The sequence below is a fragment of the Pseudoxanthomonas winnipegensis genome, assembly GCF_030322905.1.
Lineage (GTDB): Bacteria > Pseudomonadota > Gammaproteobacteria > Xanthomonadales > Xanthomonadaceae > Pseudoxanthomonas_A > Pseudoxanthomonas_A winnipegensis.
This window is the reverse complement of sequence record NZ_CP095475.1, coordinates 153,503-172,819: the sequence shown is the minus strand read 5'-3', so window position 1 is coordinate 172,819 and position 19,317 is coordinate 153,503. Positions and strand designations below refer to the sequence as shown.

Sequence of the window (19,317 nt, the reverse complement as noted above, 5' to 3'; positions counted from 1 at the left end):
GTCCAGCGACTTCGCGGGATCGGACAGAAAGTCCCTGGATCCCCGCGTTCGCGGGGATGACGAATTCAAGTGCTACGCGGGCGGTGCAGCCTCTCTGTCCGACATCTAAACGCTTGTCGCTCCCGTGGAAGCGCGAGTCCATGGACGTTACGCGACTACGCGACCCGGCCGGACGTCCATGGATCCCCGCGTTCGCGGGGATGACGGCTTGAGGTTGGAGGGGGACAAAGGTCGACCGCGTACCTCCGCGCGCGCTCAACCCGCGATGGTGAACACCGAGCCCGAATCCACGCGCAGGCCCGCGCCATTGATGAAGCTGGCGCGCTCGGAGCACAGGAAGGCCACCGCCGCGGCCACTTCCTCGGCGCGGCCGCGGCGCTTGAGCACCATGCCGGGGCGCTCCTCGTCCAGGAAGCTGGCGATGGCCTCCTCGAAGCTCACGCCCTTCTCCTTGGCGCGCTTTTTCATCATCGCGTCGGTCATGGGCGTGGCGATGAACGCCGGCGAGACCGTATTGACCAGCACGTTGTCGCACCCGTAGGCCTTGGACAGGCCCTTGGCCAGGCTGAGGATGCCGGCCTTGGAGGCGCAGTACGGCAGTTCGTCCACATAGGGCTGCACGGCGTCCTCGGAGGCGAACAGCACGATGCGGCCCCAGCCGCGCTTGCGCATCGCCGGGATCGCCTGGCGGCACATGCGCACCGCGCCCATCAGATTGATGTCCAGGGTCCGCAGCCAGCCGGCATCGTCCACCTCGAGGAAGTCGCCGGTGGCGCCGGTCACGCCGGCGGCGTTGACGTAGATGTCCGGCTCGCCCAGCCGCGCGCGCACCTGCTGCCAGATGTCCTCGACGTCCTGCGCCTGGGTGACGTCGCCGGGCACGGCGATGACCTCGCCCAGCGGCGAGAGCTCTTCCAGCGCCTGCGGCAAGGTGCCGTCGGCGCGGTCGGTGATGGCCACGCGCACGCCGGCCTGCAGCAGCAGGCGCGCGGTCTCCTTGCCCATGCCGGAGTCGGCGCCGCTGACCAGGGCGATGCGGCCGTTGATTTCGAGATCCATGCTGTGCTCCTCGTGGTGGATAGGGGGAAGTCAGGCCGCCAGGAAGCGCTCGGCCGTGCGCAGGCCCAGCGCCATCTGGGTCAGGGCCGGGTTGGCCGCCAGCGCGCTGGGGAAGGTGGAGTTGTCGCAGACGTAGAGGTTGTCGATGTCGAAGCTGCGGCCGTCGGCATCGACCACGGCGTGCTCGGGATCGCTGCCCATGCGGCAGGTGCCCAGCGTGTGCGCCGAGCGGTCGGCGGCGAGGATGTCGCGCGCGCCGGCGGCCTCCCAGATGGCGGTGAGCGTGCGCCGGGCATGGGCATCGAGCGCGCGTTCGTTGGCGCCGTAGCTGAAGTCGATGCGCGCCTTGCGCAGGCCGAAGGCGTCCACCTCGTCGGACAGCGTCAGGCGATTGCCCTGCGCCGGCAGGCAGTCGCCGTTGATGCCGATGCCGGCCAGCTGGTTGTAGTCGCGCAGTCGCGAGGTCAGCGCACGGCCCCACAGCCCGGCGCCGCGCGCCAGCGTGTTGGCCAGGGTCAGCGGCTGCACGCCGAGGCTCTGGATCAGATAGCCGCCGGCGAAGTCGGCATCGGCCGGCACGCGCATGTCCTCGCTGATCAGGGACGAGGGGTAGCCGCGGTTCATGCGCATGTCCGCGTCGAACCTGCCCCACACCTGCGTGGCCACATGCGCCATGAAGTTGCGCCCGACCTGGCCGCTGGAATTGGCCAGCCCCAGATTGAGCAGCAGGCGCGGGGTCTCCACGCCGCCGGCGCACAGGAACAGCGCGTCGCAGCCCACGCTCACTTCGCGCCCGTCATGGCGATAGACCACACCGGCGATGCGGCCGCGCGCGTCGCGATGCACATCGACCACGCGGCAGTCGGCGCGCACCTGCGCACCGTGCGCACGCGCCAGCGGCAGCCAGCTGGTGTCGGTGGCGGCCTTGGAGGCGTAGATGCAACCCTGATGGCAGGCGCCGCAGTTGGTGCAGGCGCGCCGCGTGCCCCAGTGCGGCTGCGCGTGCGCGGCGGTGACCAGCGCGGCGGGGCTGTCGGTGGCGGTGATGCCCAGCGCCGCGCAGCCGCGCGCCATGGCCTGCGCCGGCGCATTGCGCAGCGGCGGCGCGTACGCATAGGCGCGCGCCGGGTCCCAGGGATAGGGCGAGGGGCCGGACACCCCGATAAAGGCCTCGACCCGGGCGATGTAGTCGATCAGCTCGGCGTGCGCGATCGGCCAGTCCCAGCCCTGGCCGCTGCTGCGGCGCAGGCGCAGCTCGGCCGCATCCGGACGCGGGCAAAACGCGCCCCAGTGCAGGGTCGAGCCGCCCACGCCCTGGCCGGAGTTGTTGGCGCCGAAAGCGGTCGGCGTGGCGCCGCCGCTCAGCCGTTCCTCCATCCAGTACAGGTCGGTGGTCAGCTCGTCGGGTAGATGATCGGTCGGCGCGAACGCCGCACCCGCTTCCAGCACCAGCACCGAAACACCCGCCTGCGCAAGACGCGCGGCCAGCGGCGCACCGCCGGCGCCGCTGCCCACGACCACCGCTTCGACGCGGTCCGTCCGCGCCACCGTCATTCGCGCGGGTCCGGCAGCCGCTGCCAGGGCTCGCGCTGGTCGGCGCCGGCCAGGACATAGCCTTCGCCCTCGCCTGGCGCGCTGCCGGTGGCGAAGCCGTCGTAGCCCATCGCCGCCATCGTCGCCGGCAGGCTGGCCCAGGTGCGCGCGATCTCGGCGCGTACGTCCTCGAACCAGCGCGCCAGCTGCGCGCCATCCAGCGCGCTCTGCGGGCCGGGCTGCGCATCACCGCGCGCGATGCGGGTCAGCCACGCCTCCTGCGCGAGCGAATCGCGCGCGCACCAACCGCCGGTCATCGCGTCGAGCGCATCCAGCCCGAGCGGCCAGGCCTGCGCATCGGCCGGCAGATCGGCGAAGCGCCAGCCATCGCCGGCCTGGGTGGCCAGGCCCACGTCCAGGCGATGCGCCAGGTCGGCCGCCTGCGGCGCATCGTCCAGCGCCAGCACGCTGGCCACCACGTCGGCCAGCACCGCGCGCTGCGCATCGGACAGCACGCGCGGCGCATCGCGCGGCGGGCCGCGATGGCGCGCCAGCAGCGTGGCGCGCATGCGCGGCTGCACGCGCGGCAGGTTGAGCAGGTCGATGAACGCGGGCGGCAAGGCGCCGGCTTCCGCCCACTGCAGCAACGCGTCGATGTGCGCGGCCAGCGCATCGGGCTGTTCGTAGGGGATCAGATGCGCGGCATCGGCGATGGCGACGACCTCGCCCGCCTCCGGGTAGTGCGGCAGGTTCAGGCGCCGCTGCGCATCGGCGTCCAGGTCGCCGTCCTCGGCGCCAGCCAGGAGCAGCGCCGGCAATGCGATCCGGCCCGCCTGGGCGGAGGCATCTTCCTTGCTGCCCTGCTCCAGCCAGGCGCGCCAGGCGCGCGGATCGCTGCGCCGCACATCGGCGATGGCCTGCTCGCGCGGTGCCTCGTCCAACCGGCGCGCGCTGTTGTCGTCGACGAACTGCGCGGCTTGCGCGGGCGTGGGCGCGCCATCGGCGAACCAGTCCAGCATCTGTTGGCGGCGCTGCTCCTCCATCGGCTCGGGCGATGGCGGCGAGGCGGCGACCAGCACCACCCCGCACAGGCCGGCCAGCCCCGGCGCGCCCTCCCGCGCGCGGGCGGCGGCGAGCGTGGCGATCTTGCCGCCCATGCTGTGCCCGACCACGCACCAGCGCGAGGGCGCACGCGCGGCCACCGTGGCGCAGAACCAGTCCACCAGCGCCGGCACATCGGTGCATTCGCCCGCGGATGTGCCGCCGAAGCCGGGGATATCCAGCGCGATGCAGTCGGCCCGGTCGCCCAGCCGCGCGATCACCCGCTCCCATTCGCCCGCACTGGCGCCGAGCGCGTGGAGGAAGAACAGCTGGAGCTGGGGCATGGCCTGGCCGGAGCGATCGAGGTGGAGCGCGAGCATTGCGTCCGCCTGGTGTGGGGCGTGTGCAGGTTGGCTTCGCACGGCGTGTACATCGCGCGGCTTTACGCGAAGCCCGTCAGGCTCGGTCCGTCGTCCCCGCGAACGCGGGGATCCGTGGACGTTCGGTCCGGTGGCGCAACGTCCATGGGCTCCCGCGTGCGCGGGAGCGACGAGGATTTGGATCGCGACGACAGTTCAGAGCTAGGCGAAGGCCAGGTCTACGGCAGCGTCCCACGGTGCTTGGTTCGACAAGCAGTCGGTTGGAGATCCGCCGGGTCTCTGCCCGCGCCAAGCCCTGCGCTCGCGTAACGCCGGGTGAGGCCTGCCCGCCACTTGCTTCGCATCGCATTTACCGCACCCGGGCAAGGCTCGCGCGATCTCGCTCGCCTCCGCCGGCCACAGGACCGCCCCGCCATGTCAGACGCCCGCCGCTATGCCGCCTACTCACCGCAGATGGCCCTCCCCCATCCGGATGAGGCCGCGCTGGCCGAGGAGATGAGCGAGGTCCTGCTGCGCATCTCGCAGCAGACCTGGGAGGACAGCCACCATGCGCTGCGCAGCGTGCACGCCAAGAGTCACGGCCTGCTCGCCGCCACGCTGGAGGTGCTGCCCGACCTACCGCCGGAACTGGCCCAGGGCTTGTTCGCGCAGCCCGGTCGCTACGAGGCGGTGATGCGCTTCTCCACCACGCCGGGCGACCTGCTGCCCGATCGCGTATCCACACCGCGCGGGCTGGCGCTGAAGTTCCTCGATGTCCCGGGCGAGCGTCTGGAAGGCAGCGAAGCGGCGCGCTGCCAGGACCTGCTCATGGTCAACGGCCCGCAGTTCAACGCGCCCAACGCCAAGGCCTTCCTGCGCAGCCTCAAGCTGCTGGCGCCGACCACCGACCGCGCCGAGCGCACCAAGCAGGTGCTCTCCGCCTTGCTGCGTGGCACCGAACGCGCGCTCGAAGCGGTCGGCGGCCAGAGCGCCAAGCTCAAGGCGATGGGCGGCGAGCCGCCGCACCACATCCTGGGCGAGACCTTCTTCACCCAGCTGCCGCTGCGCTACGGCGCGCACGTGGCCAAGCTGCAGCTGGTCCCGGTGGATCCGGCGCTGCTGGCGCACCAGGACGAACGGATCGACCTCAAGCAGGCCAATGCGCTGCGCGATGCGGTCAGCGCGCACTTCGCCTCGCAGGGCGGCGTGTGGGAACTGCGCGCGCAGCTGTCCACCGATCTGGAGCGCATGCCCATCGACGATGCCACCGTGGTCTGGGACGAAGAGGAGAGCCCGTTCCGCACGGTGGCGCGCCTGACCGCATCGCCACAGGTCGGCTGGAGCCAGGACAGGGCCCGCCTGGTCGACGATCGGATGGGCTTCAGTCCCTGGCATGGCGTGCAGGACCACCGCCCGCTGGGCGACATCATGCGCATCCGCAAGCGCGCCTACCAGGCCTCACAGGACTTCCGCGCCCGCAAGTCCGGCTGCCCGCTGCACGATCGTTCGCTGTCGGCCGGCGCGCAGAACGAAAGCGAATAAACCGACCCCGCTTAGGCGTTGCCGATAGCGCTTCATTGCCGCCATTGGCCGAAAAGGTCACAACGGCGCCGCCCACCTGTAGAGCGGAGCTTGCTCCGCTGGGGCCTTCCCTACGAACCAGAAGCAGGTGAGCCTGCTCAGCTGGAGGCTTCCCACGAACTGAGCGAAGAGCAGCGGAGCAAGCTCCGCTCTACAGGTGAGGCGCTGCGCCTTACAGCACCGCCTGCGCTCCGGCGATGGTGATCAACGCACCCGAGGTATAGCTGGAGCTGTCGCTGGCCAGCATGACGAAAGCGAATAAACCGACCCCGCTCATGCAGTGCCGATAGCGCTTCATTGCCGCGATTAGCTGAGAAGGCCACAACGGCGGCTCCCACCTGTAGAGCGGAGCTTGCTCCGCTGGGGCCTTCCCCACGAACCAGAAGCAGCTGGGCGTGCTCGGCTGGAGGCTTCACACGAACCGGGCGAAGAGCAGCGGAGCAAGCTCCGCTCTACAGGAAAGGCGCTGCGCCTTACAGCACCGCCTGCGCTCCGGCGATGGTGATCAACGCACCCGAGGTATAGCTGGAGCTGTCGCTGGCCAGCATGACGTAGGTCGAAGCCAGTTCCGCCGGCTGACCAGGACGGCCGAACGGCGTCTGCGAACCGAAGTTCTTCACCTTGTCCTCGGCCATGCCGGCCGGGATGAACGGCGTCCAGATCGGCCCAGGCAGCACCGCATTGACGCGGATCTTGCGCTCGGCCAGCCACTGCGCCAGGCCCAGGGTGAGGTTGGCCACCGCACCCTTGGTGGTCGAGTACGGCAGGATGTTGGGCGTGGGGTCCTTGGAATTGACCGAGGCCGTATTGATGATCGAGGCACCCTCGCCAAGCAGCTCGAGCGCGCACTTGGTCAGGTAGAAGGTGCCGTGCACGTTGGTGTCGAAGGTCTTGCGCCATTCCTCCAGCGTCACCTCGTCGATGGACTGGAAGTACTTCTGGTAGGCCGCGTTGTTGACCAGCACGTCGAGGACGCCGAAGGCGGACTTCACCTCGCCGACCAGACGCTCGACTTCGCTCGGCTGGCTGATGTCGCAGGCGACCTTGAGCACCTTGACGCCAGCCTGTTCCATCAGCGAGGCGACCTGATCGGCGTCATCCTGCTCGCTGGGCAGGTAGGCGATGGCTACGTCGGCGCCTTCGCGCGCGAAGGCCAGCGCCACGGCCGCACCGATGCCGCTGTCGCCACCGGTCACCAGGGTGCGCTTGCCCTTGAGCAAGCCATGACCCTGATAGCTGTCCTCACCGATATCGGGCTTGGGGTCCATCTTGCTTGTCTTGCCCGGGAAGCTCTGCTGCTGCGGCGGGAACGGCGGGCGGGGATAGTCGGGCATGGCGAGACTCCTGCGGTCGATGTGTCGATGGGGCACGGCAATGCGCGTGCGGGAGTGACCCATCCTCACGGCTCGCGTAAAAAGCGACCGTGAACTTATCCGCGGCGATTCGTCATGCGGGCATGACAAAGCACTGCGCGGCAGCGTCGGTGTGAACACACCAGGGCCATCTCGCGCGCACAACGCAAGAAGCGCCGCCCTCACGAGCGACGCTTCACCTTGCATCTTCAGAAGAAGCGCGCGGCGCCGATCGCTCAGCGTCCGCGCCCGGCCCTCAGCTCTTGCACTCGAACACGCTGATGCTGCGCGGCGGAGCGAGGAAATCCTGCGCCCCCTCGGGCACCACATCAGTGCCGAGCGCATCGTCGGTGGACAGCACCAGCTCCCACTTCAGATGCGTCTCCGAATCGGGAAGCCTGAAATTGACGCCCTCGTGATACGCGTTGATCAGGATCAGCAGCGTCGCGTCCTGACCGTACTCGCGCACACCGGACACCTGCGCCTTGCCTTCCAGCAGCAGGCCCACCGACCGCGCGCCGCCATCGCTCCAGTGCGCGTCCTCCATCTCGCTGCCGCCCGGGTTGAGCCAGGTCAGGTCGCGCACCCCGGCCTGCTCGTTGTACTGGCCATTGAGGAAGCGGCCACGGGTCAGGATGGGGTAGCGACGACGCAGCGCGGTGAGCTGGCGCACGAAGTCGGCCAGGCGACCCTCGGTCGGGTCGGCGTCCCAGTTGATCCAGGTGATCTCGTTGTCCTGGCAATAGGTGTTGTTGTTGCCGCCCTGGGTCTGCGCGCGCTCGTCGCCGGCCAGCAGCATCGGCGTGCCCTTGGCCAGCAGCAGCGTGGCCAGCAGGTTGCGCATCTGCCGCTCGCGCAGCGCGTTGATCTGCGCGTCGTCGGTCGGCCCTTCCGCGCCGTAGTTGCACGAGCCGTCGTTGTTGGAGCCGTCCTGGTTGTTCTCGCCGTTGGCCTCGTTGTGCTTCTCGTTGTAGCTGACCAGGTCGCGCAGGGTGAAGCCGTCATGGGCGGTGATGAAGTTCACCGACGACCACGGCCGCCGCCCGCGTCGGTCGAACAGATCGGCCGAGCCGGTGAAGCGCGTGGCGAATTCGGCGAGCTTGCCCTCGTCGCCGCGCCAGAACGCGCGCGCGTTGTCGCGGAACTTGTCGTTCCATTCGGCCCAGCCCGGCGGGAAGTGACCCACCTGGTAGCCGCCCGGCCCGCAGTCCCAGGGTTCGGCGATCAGCTTGACCTGGCTCAGCAGCGGGTCCTGGCCGCAGGCGTCGAGGAAGCCGCCGCGCTGGTCGAAGCCGCTGGGTTCGCGCCCCAGGATGGTCGCCAGGTCGAAGCGGAAACCGTCCACATGCATCTCGCGCGCCCAGTAGCGCAGCGAGTCGTTGACGAACTGCACCACGCGGAAGTTGCTCAGGTTGAGCGTGTTGCCGGTGCCGGTGTCGTTGATGTAGTAGCGCGGGTCGTCGGCCAGGCGGTAGTAGCTGGCGTTGTCGATGCCCTTGAACGACAGCGTCGGCCCCATCTCGTTGCCTTCGGCGGTGTGGTTGTAGACCACATCCAGGATCACCTCCAGACCCTTGCGGTGCATGGCCTTGACCATGTCGCGGAACTCGTCGCGGTGGCCGCTGGCCAGGTAGCGCGACTTCAGCGCGAAGAAGCCCAGTGTGTTGTAGCCCCAGTAGTTGCGCAGGTCGCGATCCAGCAGGTGCTGGTCGTCCAGGTAGGCGTGCACCGGCAGCAGTTCGACCGCGCTGACGCCCAGCGACTTGATGTAGTCCAGCACCGGCGCCTGGGCCAGGCCGGCGAACGTGCCCTGCAGGTCCTGCGGCACCTGCGGATGGCGCTTCGTGTAGCCGCGCACGTGGGTCTCGTAGACCAGGGTCTGGCTCCACGGCGTGAGCAGCCGCTCGTCGTCCTCCCAGTCGTAGTCGTCGTGCACCACCACGGCCTTGGGCATGAAGGGCGCGCTGTCGCGTTCGTCGAAGCTCAGATCGCCATCGGGGTGCCCGACGGTGTAGCCGTAGAGCTCGTCGGCCCAGATCAGGTCGCCCTCGATCTCCACCGCGTACGGGTCCAGCAGCAGCTTGTTGGGATTGAAGCGGTGGCCCTCGGCCGGCGCGTAGGGGCCGTGCACCCGGTAGCCGTAGCGCTGCCCGGGGCCGACGTCGGGCAGATAGCCGTGCCAGATCTCGTTGGTGTACTCGGGCAGCTCGATGCGGGTCTCGTTGCCGGCCTCGTCGAACAGGCACAGCTCCACGGCGGTGGCGTTGGCACTGAACAAGGCGAAGTTGGTGCCCTTGCCGTCATAGGTGGCGCCGCGGGGAAACGGGCGGCCTTCGCGCACGCGCGAGGGGCTGGCGTACTTCGGGGTTGGAGCGTTGGGCATCGTGGGGGGCCGCAGTGGGGAGGACGGAGCATGTGGGCGCGCTTGTCGAGGTCGCGTCAGCGCACCGCGCCTGTCGCCCGGCGCTCGGCTTAGATCGCCGTCCGCGCCGCCCAAACAAAAAGAGCGTGAATTCGGCGTGACAAGCGTCGCGCAATCGATAGTATGTTCATCACTCCCCGCGCGTCCCCACCGCCCCGATGGCCGCCTCCGATCCGCTTCGTTTCCGCATGTCCTCCGGCCTGATGCAGGCCGGCCGTCAATGGCAGAAGGTGGTGGACGCGGCGCTGGCCGGCCACGGCCTGTCCAACGCGATGACCACACCCCTGCTGATGATCGGCCGTGCCGGCGGCGGCGTGCGCCAGATCGAGCTGGCCCAGCTGATCGGCGTCGAGGGGCCCTCGCTGGTGCGCATCCTGGACAAGCTGGCCGCCGCCGGCCTGGTCCGGCGCGAGAACGACGTCAGCGACCGCCGCGCCAACAAGCTCTGGCTGACCGAGGCCGGCGAAGCCATCCGCCAGCAGCTGGAGACCCAGTTGAACGCCCTGCGCAAGAAGACCTTCGGCGACATGAGCGACGCCGAGATGGAGGCGGTCCTCAAGCTCTACCGCATCGTCGAGACCGCGGCGCGCGGCGGCTGAGCGCCAGGGCCGGCGGCCCACGCCGTCGTTCCGGCAAAGACCGATCGCGCTGCGCGGCGCAACGCCGCTTCAGCACACGCAGACCGCTCTACCGTCATTCCCGCGAAAGCGGGAACCCATGGACTTCCGCGTAGAAGGCCAAAGGCGCTGGATTCCCGCGTTCGCGGGAATGACGGACTTTTGCGAATCGTCGGAGCACCCGGCGGCGCGCTCCCTAGAAGCAGCGGCCCACTCGAAGCCCCCAACCCCCCTCCTATCGTCATTCCCGCGAACGCGGGAATCCAGTGCCTTTAGCGCCTCCCGCAAACGTCCATGGGTTCCCGCGTTCGCGGGAACGACGGCTATGGCTACGCGGGCGAATGAAAGTGTTTACGGGGATGACCGTGGCTTGTCCGCACCCCGGCCATCACCGCCCCGCCAGCCGCCCTCAACCCCTGGGCTGGATGATCTGACTCAAGTAGTCCGGCGTGCCCTCCACACGTACCAGGTGCGGATACTGCAGCCCGTCGTGGTAGTCCACCTGCACCGTACGCAGCCCACCCTGGAACTGCAGCAGCAAGGTGATCGGCGTCTGGCCGCCCTTGGCCGCGGTGATCGCCTGGGCCAGCGTCTCGGTCGAATACTCCTGCCCGTTCACCGCCACCAGCTTGGCGCCGGTGCTGACCCCGGCCTTGAACGCCGGCCCGTTCCAGCGCACGTCGTTGATGCTGCCGTCCGGGTTCATGGTCAGGCCGATCGACCAGGCGAAGTTGTAGCGATGCCGCGGCGACTGCGCGGCGCGGTTGTACTGGGCCTCGTACTCGCTGGGCGTGTCGGTGTAGACCAGTTTCCAGCCGCTGGCGGCGATACCGTCCAGCAGCGGCGGGGCCACCGTCTGCACGCGCGTCTTGAGGAAGCCCGCCCAGTCGTCGTGGGCCACGCCGTCCAGCGTGTTGACCACGTCCTGGAAGGTGTAGGGATGGACCACGTAGCTGCCGTCGTCCACGCCGAAGAACGCCTTGGCGAAATCGTCCAGCGACTTGCGGTTGCCGGTGAGCTGGCGCAGGCGCGCGTCGATCTGCAGCCACACCATCTGCCCGGCGCTGTAGTACTCCTCGCTCATCTGCCAGCTGCGGTAGGGCAGCGCCTCGCGGTGGGCGGCGGTGGGATCGTTGGTGGTGTCCTCCAGCGTGCGCCACTGGAAGCCGACCCGGTTGCGGTCGTAGTTGGCCGCCACCATCGCCAGCGCGTCGCGGAACTGCTGCGGCGTCCACAGCCCGGCGCGCGCGGTCAGCACGAAGCCCCAGTACTGCGTGGCGCCCTCGTACACCCACAGCAGCGAGTCGCCCATCGGCTCGCTGAAGTTGGGCGTGGACAGGTCCGCGCCGCGGCGGAACTTGCCATTCCAGGAGTGGGTGAACTCGTGCGCCAGCAGGTCGCGGTCGGTCGGGTTGTCCTTCCAGCCGGTGAAGTAGCTGCGGTCCAGGCCGTTCTCGCTGGACTGGTGATGCTCCAGGCCGTTGCCGGCCAGCTCGTCGGACAGCGAGAACAGGAAGTCGTAGTGGTCGTAATGGTGCGAGCCGAACAGGCGCGTGGCCTGCACCGGCAGCGCGCGATGCGCGGCCAGCTGCTCGGGCGTGATCTCCAGGTCCTTGGGCTCGTCGGCGACGATGTTGAGCATCACCGGCGCGCCGCCCTTGGGCGTCAGATCGACCTGCTTGAAGTGCAGGCCGGCGTAGATCGGCGAATCGACCAGCGTCTCGTAGGACACCGGGTTGAAGGTGGTGCTGGCGCCGTCCTTCGACGCCGCGCGCAGGGCGCTGCCGAACTGCCAGCCGGCCGGTAGCGTCACGCTGGGCTGCACCTGGATGCCGCGCGTGTAGTAGCCGGCCGGATACAGCGACATCTGGTCCCAGTCCAGCATCAGCATGCGGTCGGTCATCTGGAAGCCGCCGCCGCGGCTGGACAGATACTGGAAGTCCGCCTCCAGCGTGGTCGCGCCGACCGGCACGTCGACATGGAACGCGTAGACGTCATACGGATCACGCTTCCACGGCAGCGGCTTGCCGTTGGCGCTGAAGCTCAGCCCGGCCAGCTGCGCGACGGGGCCGCTGGGCGAATGCGCGCCGGGGATCCACTCCGGATACAGCAGCGTGACCCGGCCGGCCTGCACCGGCAGGGACTCGTGGACGCGGAAGATGCCCTGGCGGGTGTCGCTGGCATCGACCTTGAGCTGGATCTGGCCGGGATAGGCCACGTCCTGCGGCGGCGGGACATCGGCCTTGCGCACGATCTGCGCCGAGGCCGTGCCGGCCAGCAGCGCCAGGCCCAGCGCGGCGGCCAGTCGGGTACGGGGACGACGCACCGAAGCGGCGGCGCGGTGGACGAAGGGCATGACGGGCTCCAGCACAGGATCAGGGCGATGAACCACCGTAGCATCGGTCCGCCGATCTGACATCGGGCACCCGTCCGGTCTGGATCCTGCCCGCTGCGATCCCCGTGCGGTGCGCTGTCGCCGCGACTGCATCATGGCCGACCCCGCCGATGCCGGATGCCATGCACATGGCACCGGCGACGCGTCGCACGCATGCCGTTGCCGATGCGGCACCTCGCGACCTATCCGCCGACGCGGGACGCCCCTACACTCGCCCGCGGGGAACCGGGGAGTCAGGATGGACCACACCGACCAGGCCGTGCAGGACGGCGACGCCGACATGCCTGCGGGTCGCCGCATCAGCTTCGAGCGCCTGCGCGAGCGCACCGACGAGCTGGAACTGCTGATCTCCGGCCTGCTCGCCTTCGCCCTGCTCACGCTGCCGCCGCGCCTGTTCGAGGCCTGGGTCGGCAGCGAGCTGCACGCCGAGGGCGCGACCTGGTACGTGCTGCAGTTCGCCTTCAATATCGGCGTCGGACTGAGCTACGCGCTGGGGTTCGCCTTCCTCGTCCATCTGGCGATCCGCGGCTACTGGGTCGGCCTGGTCGGCCTGAAATCGCACTTCCCCGGCGGCATCCGCTGGGAGCGCCTGTCGGCGATGGGCCCGGTCTCGCGCCGCTTCTATCGCGGCGCGATCGGCGACCTGGGCCAGGTGATCGATCGCGTCGACCGCACCGCCTCGGTGTTGTTCGCCACCACCGTGCTGGTCGCGCTGACGCTGGCGTGGATCGGCGTGCTCGGCCTGGGGCTGCTGATCCCGGCGACGCTGATCGGCCTGCTGTTCGAGGACAGCGAGCGCGCGACATTCATCGCCTTCGCCGTGCCCTATGTCGCGTTCCTGTTGGGCGGCATGGCGATCTTCGTGCTCGACAAGCTCGTCGCGCGCCGCGCCCAGCGCGATCAGCCCGCGCAAGGGCTGGAGCGGGCGACGGATCGCCTGCTGCGGGTGTTCTCCACGATCGCGCTGCAGCGCCTGGGCGGCCCGGTGCAGTTCACCCTGCAGAGCAATCTGGGCAACCGCGGCTTCAGCGCGGTGTATTTCCTCGTCCTCTCCGCGGCGATGGTGATCGGCGGGATGCAGATCGTCTCCTCGGCCAGCTTCTCCCTGCTCAGCCGCTATCGCGTGGTCACCAGCGAGGCGGTCGATCACGGCATGCTCAGCGCCCACTACGAATCCATGCGCGGGCCGGACGATGTGATGCTGCGCTATCCGATGATTCCCTCCGACCGGATCGAGGAGGGGCGGCTGCGGGTGTTCATCCCGCATCGCCCGCGCCTGGACAATCCGCGCGCCGAGCAGGCCTGTCCAACCCTGGCGCACGGCCGCAATGCGGCCCAGGGCCGCGTCGCCGCCGATCAGGCCGTCGCCTGCCTGGCGAAGATCTGGACCGTGACGCTGGACGGCCGGCCGGTCGCGCTGACCGACTTCGTCCCGATGGAGCGTCGCGACCTGGGCATGCGCGGCCTGGTCGGCTATCTCGATCTGGAGGGTAAGGCGCCGGGCCGACACGACCTGCGCCTGTTGTGGAACGCCGGCGGCGGGGAGCGCGGCGTGCAGCGCCAGCGCGACTACTTCATCCCGTTCTGGTACGACCCGCAGGGCGCCCCGCCGCCCGCCGCAAAGGCTGCCGACGCCTGAGCCGCCTGCCTCACCACGGCACCGTACGCCCCAGATAATCCAGATACTGCAGCCCGGCACGGCCGCGCTGCGCCTCCATGGTGTCGAGCAGGTTCGGGATGCTCTCCTCGATGGTCAGCCGCGCATCCGGCCCGCCCATGTCGGTCTTGACCCAGCCCGGCGCCATCAGCAGCAGCGTGCGCGGGTCCTCGGCATGGCGCGCGGCGAAGCTGCGCATGCACATGTTCAGCGCCGCCTTGCTGGCCCGGTAGGCCTCATGCCCGGCCCGGGTGTTGTTGGCCAGGCTGCCCTGGCCCGAGGACATCAGCCCGATCGTGCCGCTCGGCGGCACCAGGTCCTGCAGCGCTTCGACCACGCGCATCGGGCTCAGGGTATTGGTCAGCATAAGCCGCAGGAATTCGTCGGTGGCCACGTTCGCCACGATCGCGTCGTCATCGGTGTTGACCACGCCGGCATTGACGAACAGCAGGTCGATCGTCTCGCCTTCCAGGCGTGCGCGCAGGGCGGCGACCTGCGCCGGCTCGGTGATGTCCACCGTCTCCACGCGCAACGCCCCGGGATGCTGGCGCGACAGCGCGTCCAGGCGCTCGGTGGAATGCGCGCGGGCTGTGGCGATCACCCGCCAGCCGCGCGCCAGAGACTGCTCCACCATCGCGTAGCCAAGCCCGCGCGAAGCGCCGATCAGCAGGACGGTGTTGGATGAGGGTTTCATGGTGCGACTCCCGTGCGGCGCCATGCGCCAGTCCCCTCAGGCTAGGGGCGGCCCCACGCATGCGGAAGACGCACGGCATGCATTGATAGAGTGCGTGGCATGCACGCGTCCCCGACCCGCCGCCGCACGCCATGCCCGTCCCCGACCTCAACCTGCTGATCGCCCTGGACGCGCTGCTGGCCAGCGGCAGCGTCGCCGGCGCCGCGCGCAGGCTGGGCCTGAGCCCCTCGGCGATGAGCCGCACGCTCACCCGGCTGCGCGACACCACCGGCGATGCGCTGCTGGTGCGCGCTGGCCGGCAGATGGTGCTCACGCCCTATGCCGAGGCGCTCCGCGACCGTGCGCGCACCGCGGTCGAGGATGCGCGCGCCGTCCTGCAGCCGCCGCCGACGACACTCGACCTGGCCACGCTGCAACGCGTGTTCACCCTCCGCGCCAACGACGGCTTCATCGAAGCCTTCGGCCCGCGCCTGATCGCCGCCGTCGCGCACGCGGCCCCTGGCGTGCAGCTGCGCTTCGCGGCCAAGCCGCAGAAGACCGCCGCGCCGCTGCGCGAGGGCGAGGCCGATCTGGAGATCGGCGTGCTGAACGCGATGGGTCCTGAAGTGCGCGTGCAGGCGCTGTTCCGCGACCACTTCGTCGGCGTGGTCCGCGCGGCACACCCGCTGGCCAGGCCGCGCGAGGTCACGGCACAGGACTACGTCGCGCATGGCCATGTGGTCGCCTCGCGCCATGCGCGCGACCACGGCCCGGTCGATGACGCCCTGGCCAGGCTCGGCCTGCGGCGTCGCATCGTCGCGGTGGTACCCGGCTTTCCAGCCGCGGTGGCCGTGGCCCGCGCTTCGGATCTGATCGCGCTGGTGCCCGCCTCCTATGCCGCCAGCCAGGGCACCGCGGACGCGACATCGCTCCACGCTTTCAAGTTGCCGGTGCCGCTGGCCGGCATCACCGTCTCGCAGATGTGGCACCCGCGCCTGCACGGCGACGCGGCGCATCGCTGGCTGCGCGAGCTGGTCCTGGCGCAATGCCGGGAGCCGTAGGAACGCGGCACTGTTCACCCGGCGCAGGCGACCGGTACGGCGGCGATTGATGCTGCCGCTTTTGACGTCGCCGACCAGCAGCACAGTGGGGGAGCGGACGGCATGGCAGGAGGAAGCTCGGAGTCCGCATCGACCATGCTCGATCGCACGGGCCTGCAACGCCGCAGGGCCCCCGACGACAGCAGATCGACCCGGCACATGGAATCATGCGGCCCGCACCCGCCGGACATACGCAAGGAACAGTCCCATGATGAAGCTCTACTACGCCCCCGGCACCTGCGCCCTGGCCTGCTGGATCGCCCTGGAATGGGCCGGTGCCGACTACGAGGCGGTGAAGGTCGACCCGCACGCGGACGCCTACCGCGCCATCAACCCGCTGGGCACTGTGCCGGCGCTGGACATCGGCGGCGCACGCGCGATGACCCAGGCCGACGCCATCCTGCAGTACATCGTCCAGCGCCATCCCGAGGCCGGGCTGGGCGCCGACGCGGGCATCGAGGCGCAGTTCGTGTTCAACGAGACGCTGGCCTTCCTGACCGGCGACATGCATCCGGCGTTCTGGCCCTTCTTCACCCCTGAGCGCTACACCACCGACGCCAGCGAGGCGGCGCTGCAGGCGGTGCGCGATGCCGCGCCCGCACGCATCGCGCGCGTGCTGGCCCACCTGGACGCGCTGATCGGCGACACCGACCACGTCTACGCCGGCCGCCGCAGCGTGGCCGACGCCTACGCCTTCGTCATGGCGCGCTGGTCGGACAAGGCCGGCGAGAGCTGGCGCAAGTACCCCAACCTGGCCCGCTTCATGCAGGCCATGGCGCACGACCCCGCCGTCAAGACCGTGCTGGAACGCTCGAGCGGCCGCTGAAGACGCAAAGAACCTGCGGGAGCAACTGTCCCCTCAAATCTCGCGACGGTCTGCCTGTAGAGCGGAGCTTGCTCCGCTGGGGCCTTTCCCAGGCACTGAACGAAGAGCAGCGGAGCAAGCTCCGCTCTACAGGGGAGCCGCCCGTGGCGACGGGCTTTCCCCCCTTCCTCGGCCCTCCCAGCTGTACCCAGAAATCAGACTTTCCTTCCTGAGAAAACCCAACCCGTCGTTCCCGCGAACGCGGGAATGATGGGAGGAAGTGGCGGGCGGCTGTCAGTCACTGCACTTGCGGGAGCAACTGTTTCCTCAAATCTCGCGACGGTCTGCCTGTAGAGCGGAGCTTGCTCCGCTGGGGCTTTCCCACGAACTGAACGAAAAGCAGCGGAGCAAGCTCCGCTCTACAGGGGAGCCGCCCGTGGCGGCGACGGGGTTTTCCGGGAGAGCCCCATCGCCGGCATGCCGGCTCCCACCACAAGCGCTGCACTGGTGGGAAGTTTCGCGGTGCTGGGGCAGAACGGCCCGCAACCCCGTCGCTGCCAGGATCTTCCCCATCCGTCATTCCCGCCAACGCGGGAATCCAAGGACGTTCGCGCGGGAGCACCGGGGCGTTGAAGCGGAAGAGCAAAGTCCGTGGGTTCCCGCCTTCCCGGCAACGACGGTAGCCGCACCCATCACCCCTCCGACGCAAGCGTCTGGCGCACGATCACGTACTGATCGCGGCCGCGGCGCTTGGCTTCGTACAGGGCGGCGTCGCTGGCGGCCAGGATGGTCTCGACCTGGTCCGGCGCCGCGTCGTGGCAGACCACGCAGCCGCAGCTGATGGTCAGGATGCCGGCCTGGGTCCCGGCGTGGGCGATGCCCAGCGCATGCACGCGCTCGAACACGCGACGCAGGAAGGGCTCGGGGTTCTCCGTGCCGGCGAGCACGAAGACGAACTCCTCGCCGCCATAGCGCGCGACCAGATCGGTGGGCCGCACCGCATCGCCCAGCGCCTGCGCCACCTGGCGCAGCGCGCGGTCGCCTTCCAGATGGCCGTGCAGGTCGTTGAACGCCTTGAAGTCGTCCAGGTCGATCATGCCCACGCACACCGGTGCGCCGCCCGCGCCGGCCAACAGATCGTCCAGCTGCCGGTCCATGCCGCGCCGGTTGGCCACGCCGGTCAGCGCGTCCTCCTGCGCCTCGCGGCTGAGGACATCGCGCTCGTGCCGCAGCCGGCGGTTGGCGTCGCGCAGGGCGTGCTCGCCGCGCATCGCATCGGTGACATCGACCGCGAAGCCCACCGCGCGCGGCGCGGCGCCGCCGCGGGTCTCCATCCGCGCGGCCGAACGGATCCAGCGCACCTCGCCGTCCGGGCGCACGATGCGGTAGGCCGTCGAATACTGCTTGGCGCCGGTCAGCATTTCGGCGGCGAGGGTCTCCACCTGGGTGGCGCGCTCGCGATCGTCCGGATGGATCAGCCGCCGGAACTCCTCCAGCGTGGACACCGCCTGCCCCGGCGGCAGGCCCATGATCCGGCACCAGGTCTCGTCGCAGTCGAAGTGATCCTCGGACACGTTGTAGTCCCAGATGCCCAGCCCGCCGACCTGGGCGGCGACCACCAGCCGCGCCTCGCTGTCGCGCGCGGCCTCCAGCGCCAGCCGCTCGCCGGTGATGTTGCGCGAGATGCACAGGATCGCCGTGGGCTGCTTCGCCTCGTCGAGCATTGGCGTCAGCAGGTTGTCCCAGTATTCCGGCGCCCCGCCCTCCACCTCGCTACGGCCGGTGAAGCGATCGGCGTGCCCCTCCCGCACGCGCTCCAGGGCCCGCGCGCCAGGCCGATGCACGTCCTGCGGCAGCAGCGGCAACCACGGCATGCCGAAGCCCGAATCGGCCGCCACGCCCAGCGCCTGGCAGCCGGCCCGGTTCATGTGCAGCAGGCGGCCGTCCAGGGAGATGATCTTGATGCAGTCCTGGCTGACATCGAGCATGCGCGACTGCGCCGTGGTCAGCCGTTCCAGCTCGGCGATGCGCTGCTTGTAGCGGTGGATGTCGGTGCCCCGCCACAGCAGGGTGGGCGTCCCCCCGTCCAGCGCCGGCTGCGCGCTGACCTCGAACGCGCACCAGCGCAGGCCGGCCGGCGTGCGCAGCGGCAGCTCCAGCGTCTGCGGCGCGGCGTCGGACGCCAGCGCATCCAGGGCGTCGCGCAGCCCGGGCCGGCCCTGCACCGCCACCAGGTCGAGCAGCGAGGTCGGCATCTCGGCCTCATCGGCCAGGGTCAGCCGCCGCAGGTCCTGGCCCAGCTGCAGCAGGCCGCCGGCGCGGTCGGTGACGCAGGCCAGCCCGTGCAGGCGCGCCATCGCCAGGTCGGCGCCTTGCCCAAGGCCGGGGCCCCTGGCGGGGTCCTGGTGTTGCACGCTTTCGTTCTGCACTCGCCGCTCCTCCCGACACCCGGGCCGTTCCGCGCCGGGTTCGCATCGATCCAACGGCTGTCGTATACGTGGATCGCACACTGCGCGTCCAGAGCGTGTCTTGGCCCCGCCGTGCCGCGCCACGCCCGGCTCCCGAAGCGCGCCGGGCAGCCCGGCGCGAACGCCATTGCGCCGCCCGCGCCCGCCCCGACCCGCGCGATCTTGCGTCAACGCCTGCCACGGAAGCCGCGCGCCGGCGCGCTACGATGCGCACACCCCACCGCCGCACGCACCAGAGCGCCATGAAGTCCCGCC

At 70.0% G+C, this 19,317-nt stretch carries 14 protein-coding genes; 5 read left to right on the top strand and 9 right to left on the bottom strand.

The window, feature by feature from the left end; genetic code table 11:
• Window positions 1-255 precede the first annotated feature (255 nt).
• From MWN52_RS00775 to MWN52_RS00765, 3 genes are read right to left on the bottom strand one after another with little or no spacing between them, the layout of a single operon-like run.
• The gene (locus MWN52_RS00775) at window positions 256-1,059 is read right to left on the bottom strand and encodes an SDR family NAD(P)-dependent oxidoreductase (protein ID WP_130534295.1); all 804 of its coding nucleotides are present in this window, start codon (window positions 1,057-1,059) and stop codon (window positions 256-258) included.
• Window positions 1,060-1,089: 30 nt separating this feature from the next.
• On the bottom strand, window positions 1,090-2,613 hold the full coding sequence (locus MWN52_RS00770; RefSeq protein ID WP_286576087.1) for a GMC family oxidoreductase: 1,524 nt from the start codon (window positions 2,611-2,613) through the stop codon (window positions 1,090-1,092).
• Window positions 2,610-3,977 carry an alpha/beta fold hydrolase gene (locus MWN52_RS00765; protein WP_425608140.1) on the bottom strand — a complete coding sequence of 456 codons (1,368 nt, stop codon included), beginning with the start codon at window positions 3,975-3,977 and terminating at the stop codon, window positions 2,610-2,612. Before MWN52_RS00765 ends, MWN52_RS00770 begins: the two co-directional genes overlap by 4 nt.
• Window positions 3,978-4,427: 450 nt before the next feature.
• Here MWN52_RS00765 and MWN52_RS00760 point away from each other — a divergent pair, with 450 nt between their 5' ends.
• Complete coding sequence (locus MWN52_RS00760; protein WP_286576085.1) at window positions 4,428-5,534, top strand: catalase family protein; 1,107 nt, start codon at window positions 4,428-4,430, stop codon at window positions 5,532-5,534.
• A 211-nt stretch (window positions 5,535-5,745) separates the two neighbouring features.
• On the opposite strand, the gene MWN52_RS00755 is transcribed toward MWN52_RS00760, so the two are convergent.
• From MWN52_RS00755 to glgX, 3 genes are all read right to left on the bottom strand, one after another.
• Window positions 5,746-5,871 (bottom strand): hypothetical protein, encoded by a 126-nt coding sequence (locus tag MWN52_RS00755; protein ID WP_286576084.1) that lies wholly within the window; start codon window positions 5,869-5,871, stop codon window positions 5,746-5,748.
• 175 nt (window positions 5,872-6,046) lie between these two features.
• The gene (locus tag MWN52_RS00750) at window positions 6,047-6,907 is read right to left on the bottom strand and encodes an SDR family oxidoreductase (protein WP_286576082.1); all 861 of its coding nucleotides are present in this window, start codon (window positions 6,905-6,907) and stop codon (window positions 6,047-6,049) included.
• A gap of 274 nt (window positions 6,908-7,181) precedes the next feature.
• A complete protein-coding gene (gene glgX / locus MWN52_RS00745) occupies window positions 7,182-9,308 on the bottom strand; it encodes a glycogen debranching protein GlgX (RefSeq protein ID WP_286576081.1) in 2,127 nt (708 codons plus the stop codon).
• A gap of 227 nt (window positions 9,309-9,535) precedes the next feature.
• On the opposite strand from glgX, the gene MWN52_RS00740 reads away from it, so the two are divergent.
• Complete coding sequence (locus MWN52_RS00740; protein WP_235872472.1) at window positions 9,536-9,946, top strand: MarR family winged helix-turn-helix transcriptional regulator; 411 nt, start codon at window positions 9,536-9,538, stop codon at window positions 9,944-9,946.
• 427 nt (window positions 9,947-10,373) lie between these two features.
• Here MWN52_RS00740 and MWN52_RS00735 read toward each other — a convergent pair whose 3' ends face one another.
• Window positions 10,374-12,320: a M61 family metallopeptidase gene (locus tag MWN52_RS00735; RefSeq protein ID WP_286576080.1), complete on the bottom strand. Its 1,947-nt coding sequence runs from the start codon at window positions 12,318-12,320 to the stop codon at window positions 10,374-10,376.
• Window positions 12,321-12,597: 277 nt separating this feature from the next.
• On the opposite strand from MWN52_RS00735, the gene MWN52_RS00730 reads away from it, so the two are divergent.
• The gene (locus MWN52_RS00730) at window positions 12,598-13,998 is read left to right on the top strand and encodes a hypothetical protein (RefSeq protein WP_286576079.1); all 1,401 of its coding nucleotides are present in this window, start codon (window positions 12,598-12,600) and stop codon (window positions 13,996-13,998) included.
• Between the two features lie 10 nt (window positions 13,999-14,008).
• Here MWN52_RS00730 and MWN52_RS00725 read toward each other — a convergent pair whose 3' ends face one another.
• On the bottom strand, window positions 14,009-14,710 hold the full coding sequence (locus tag MWN52_RS00725; RefSeq protein ID WP_286576078.1) for an SDR family NAD(P)-dependent oxidoreductase: 702 nt from the start codon (window positions 14,708-14,710) through the stop codon (window positions 14,009-14,011).
• A gap of 131 nt (window positions 14,711-14,841) precedes the next feature.
• On the opposite strand from MWN52_RS00725, the gene MWN52_RS00720 reads away from it, so the two are divergent.
• Window positions 14,842-15,750, top strand: coding sequence for a LysR family transcriptional regulator (locus tag MWN52_RS00720; protein WP_286576077.1), 909 nt, complete (start codon window positions 14,842-14,844; stop codon window positions 15,748-15,750).
• 247 nt (window positions 15,751-15,997) lie between these two features.
• The gene (locus tag MWN52_RS00715; protein WP_205954209.1) at window positions 15,998-16,615 is read left to right on the top strand and encodes a glutathione S-transferase family protein; all 618 of its coding nucleotides are present in this window, start codon (window positions 15,998-16,000) and stop codon (window positions 16,613-16,615) included.
• A 671-nt stretch (window positions 16,616-17,286) separates the two neighbouring features.
• On the opposite strand, the gene MWN52_RS00710 is transcribed toward MWN52_RS00715, so the two are convergent.
• Entirely contained in the window at window positions 17,287-18,951 is a 1,665-nt protein-coding gene (locus MWN52_RS00710; protein ID WP_286576076.1) for a sensor domain-containing diguanylate cyclase, read from the bottom strand.
• Between the last annotated feature and the right edge of the window lie 366 nt (window positions 18,952-19,317).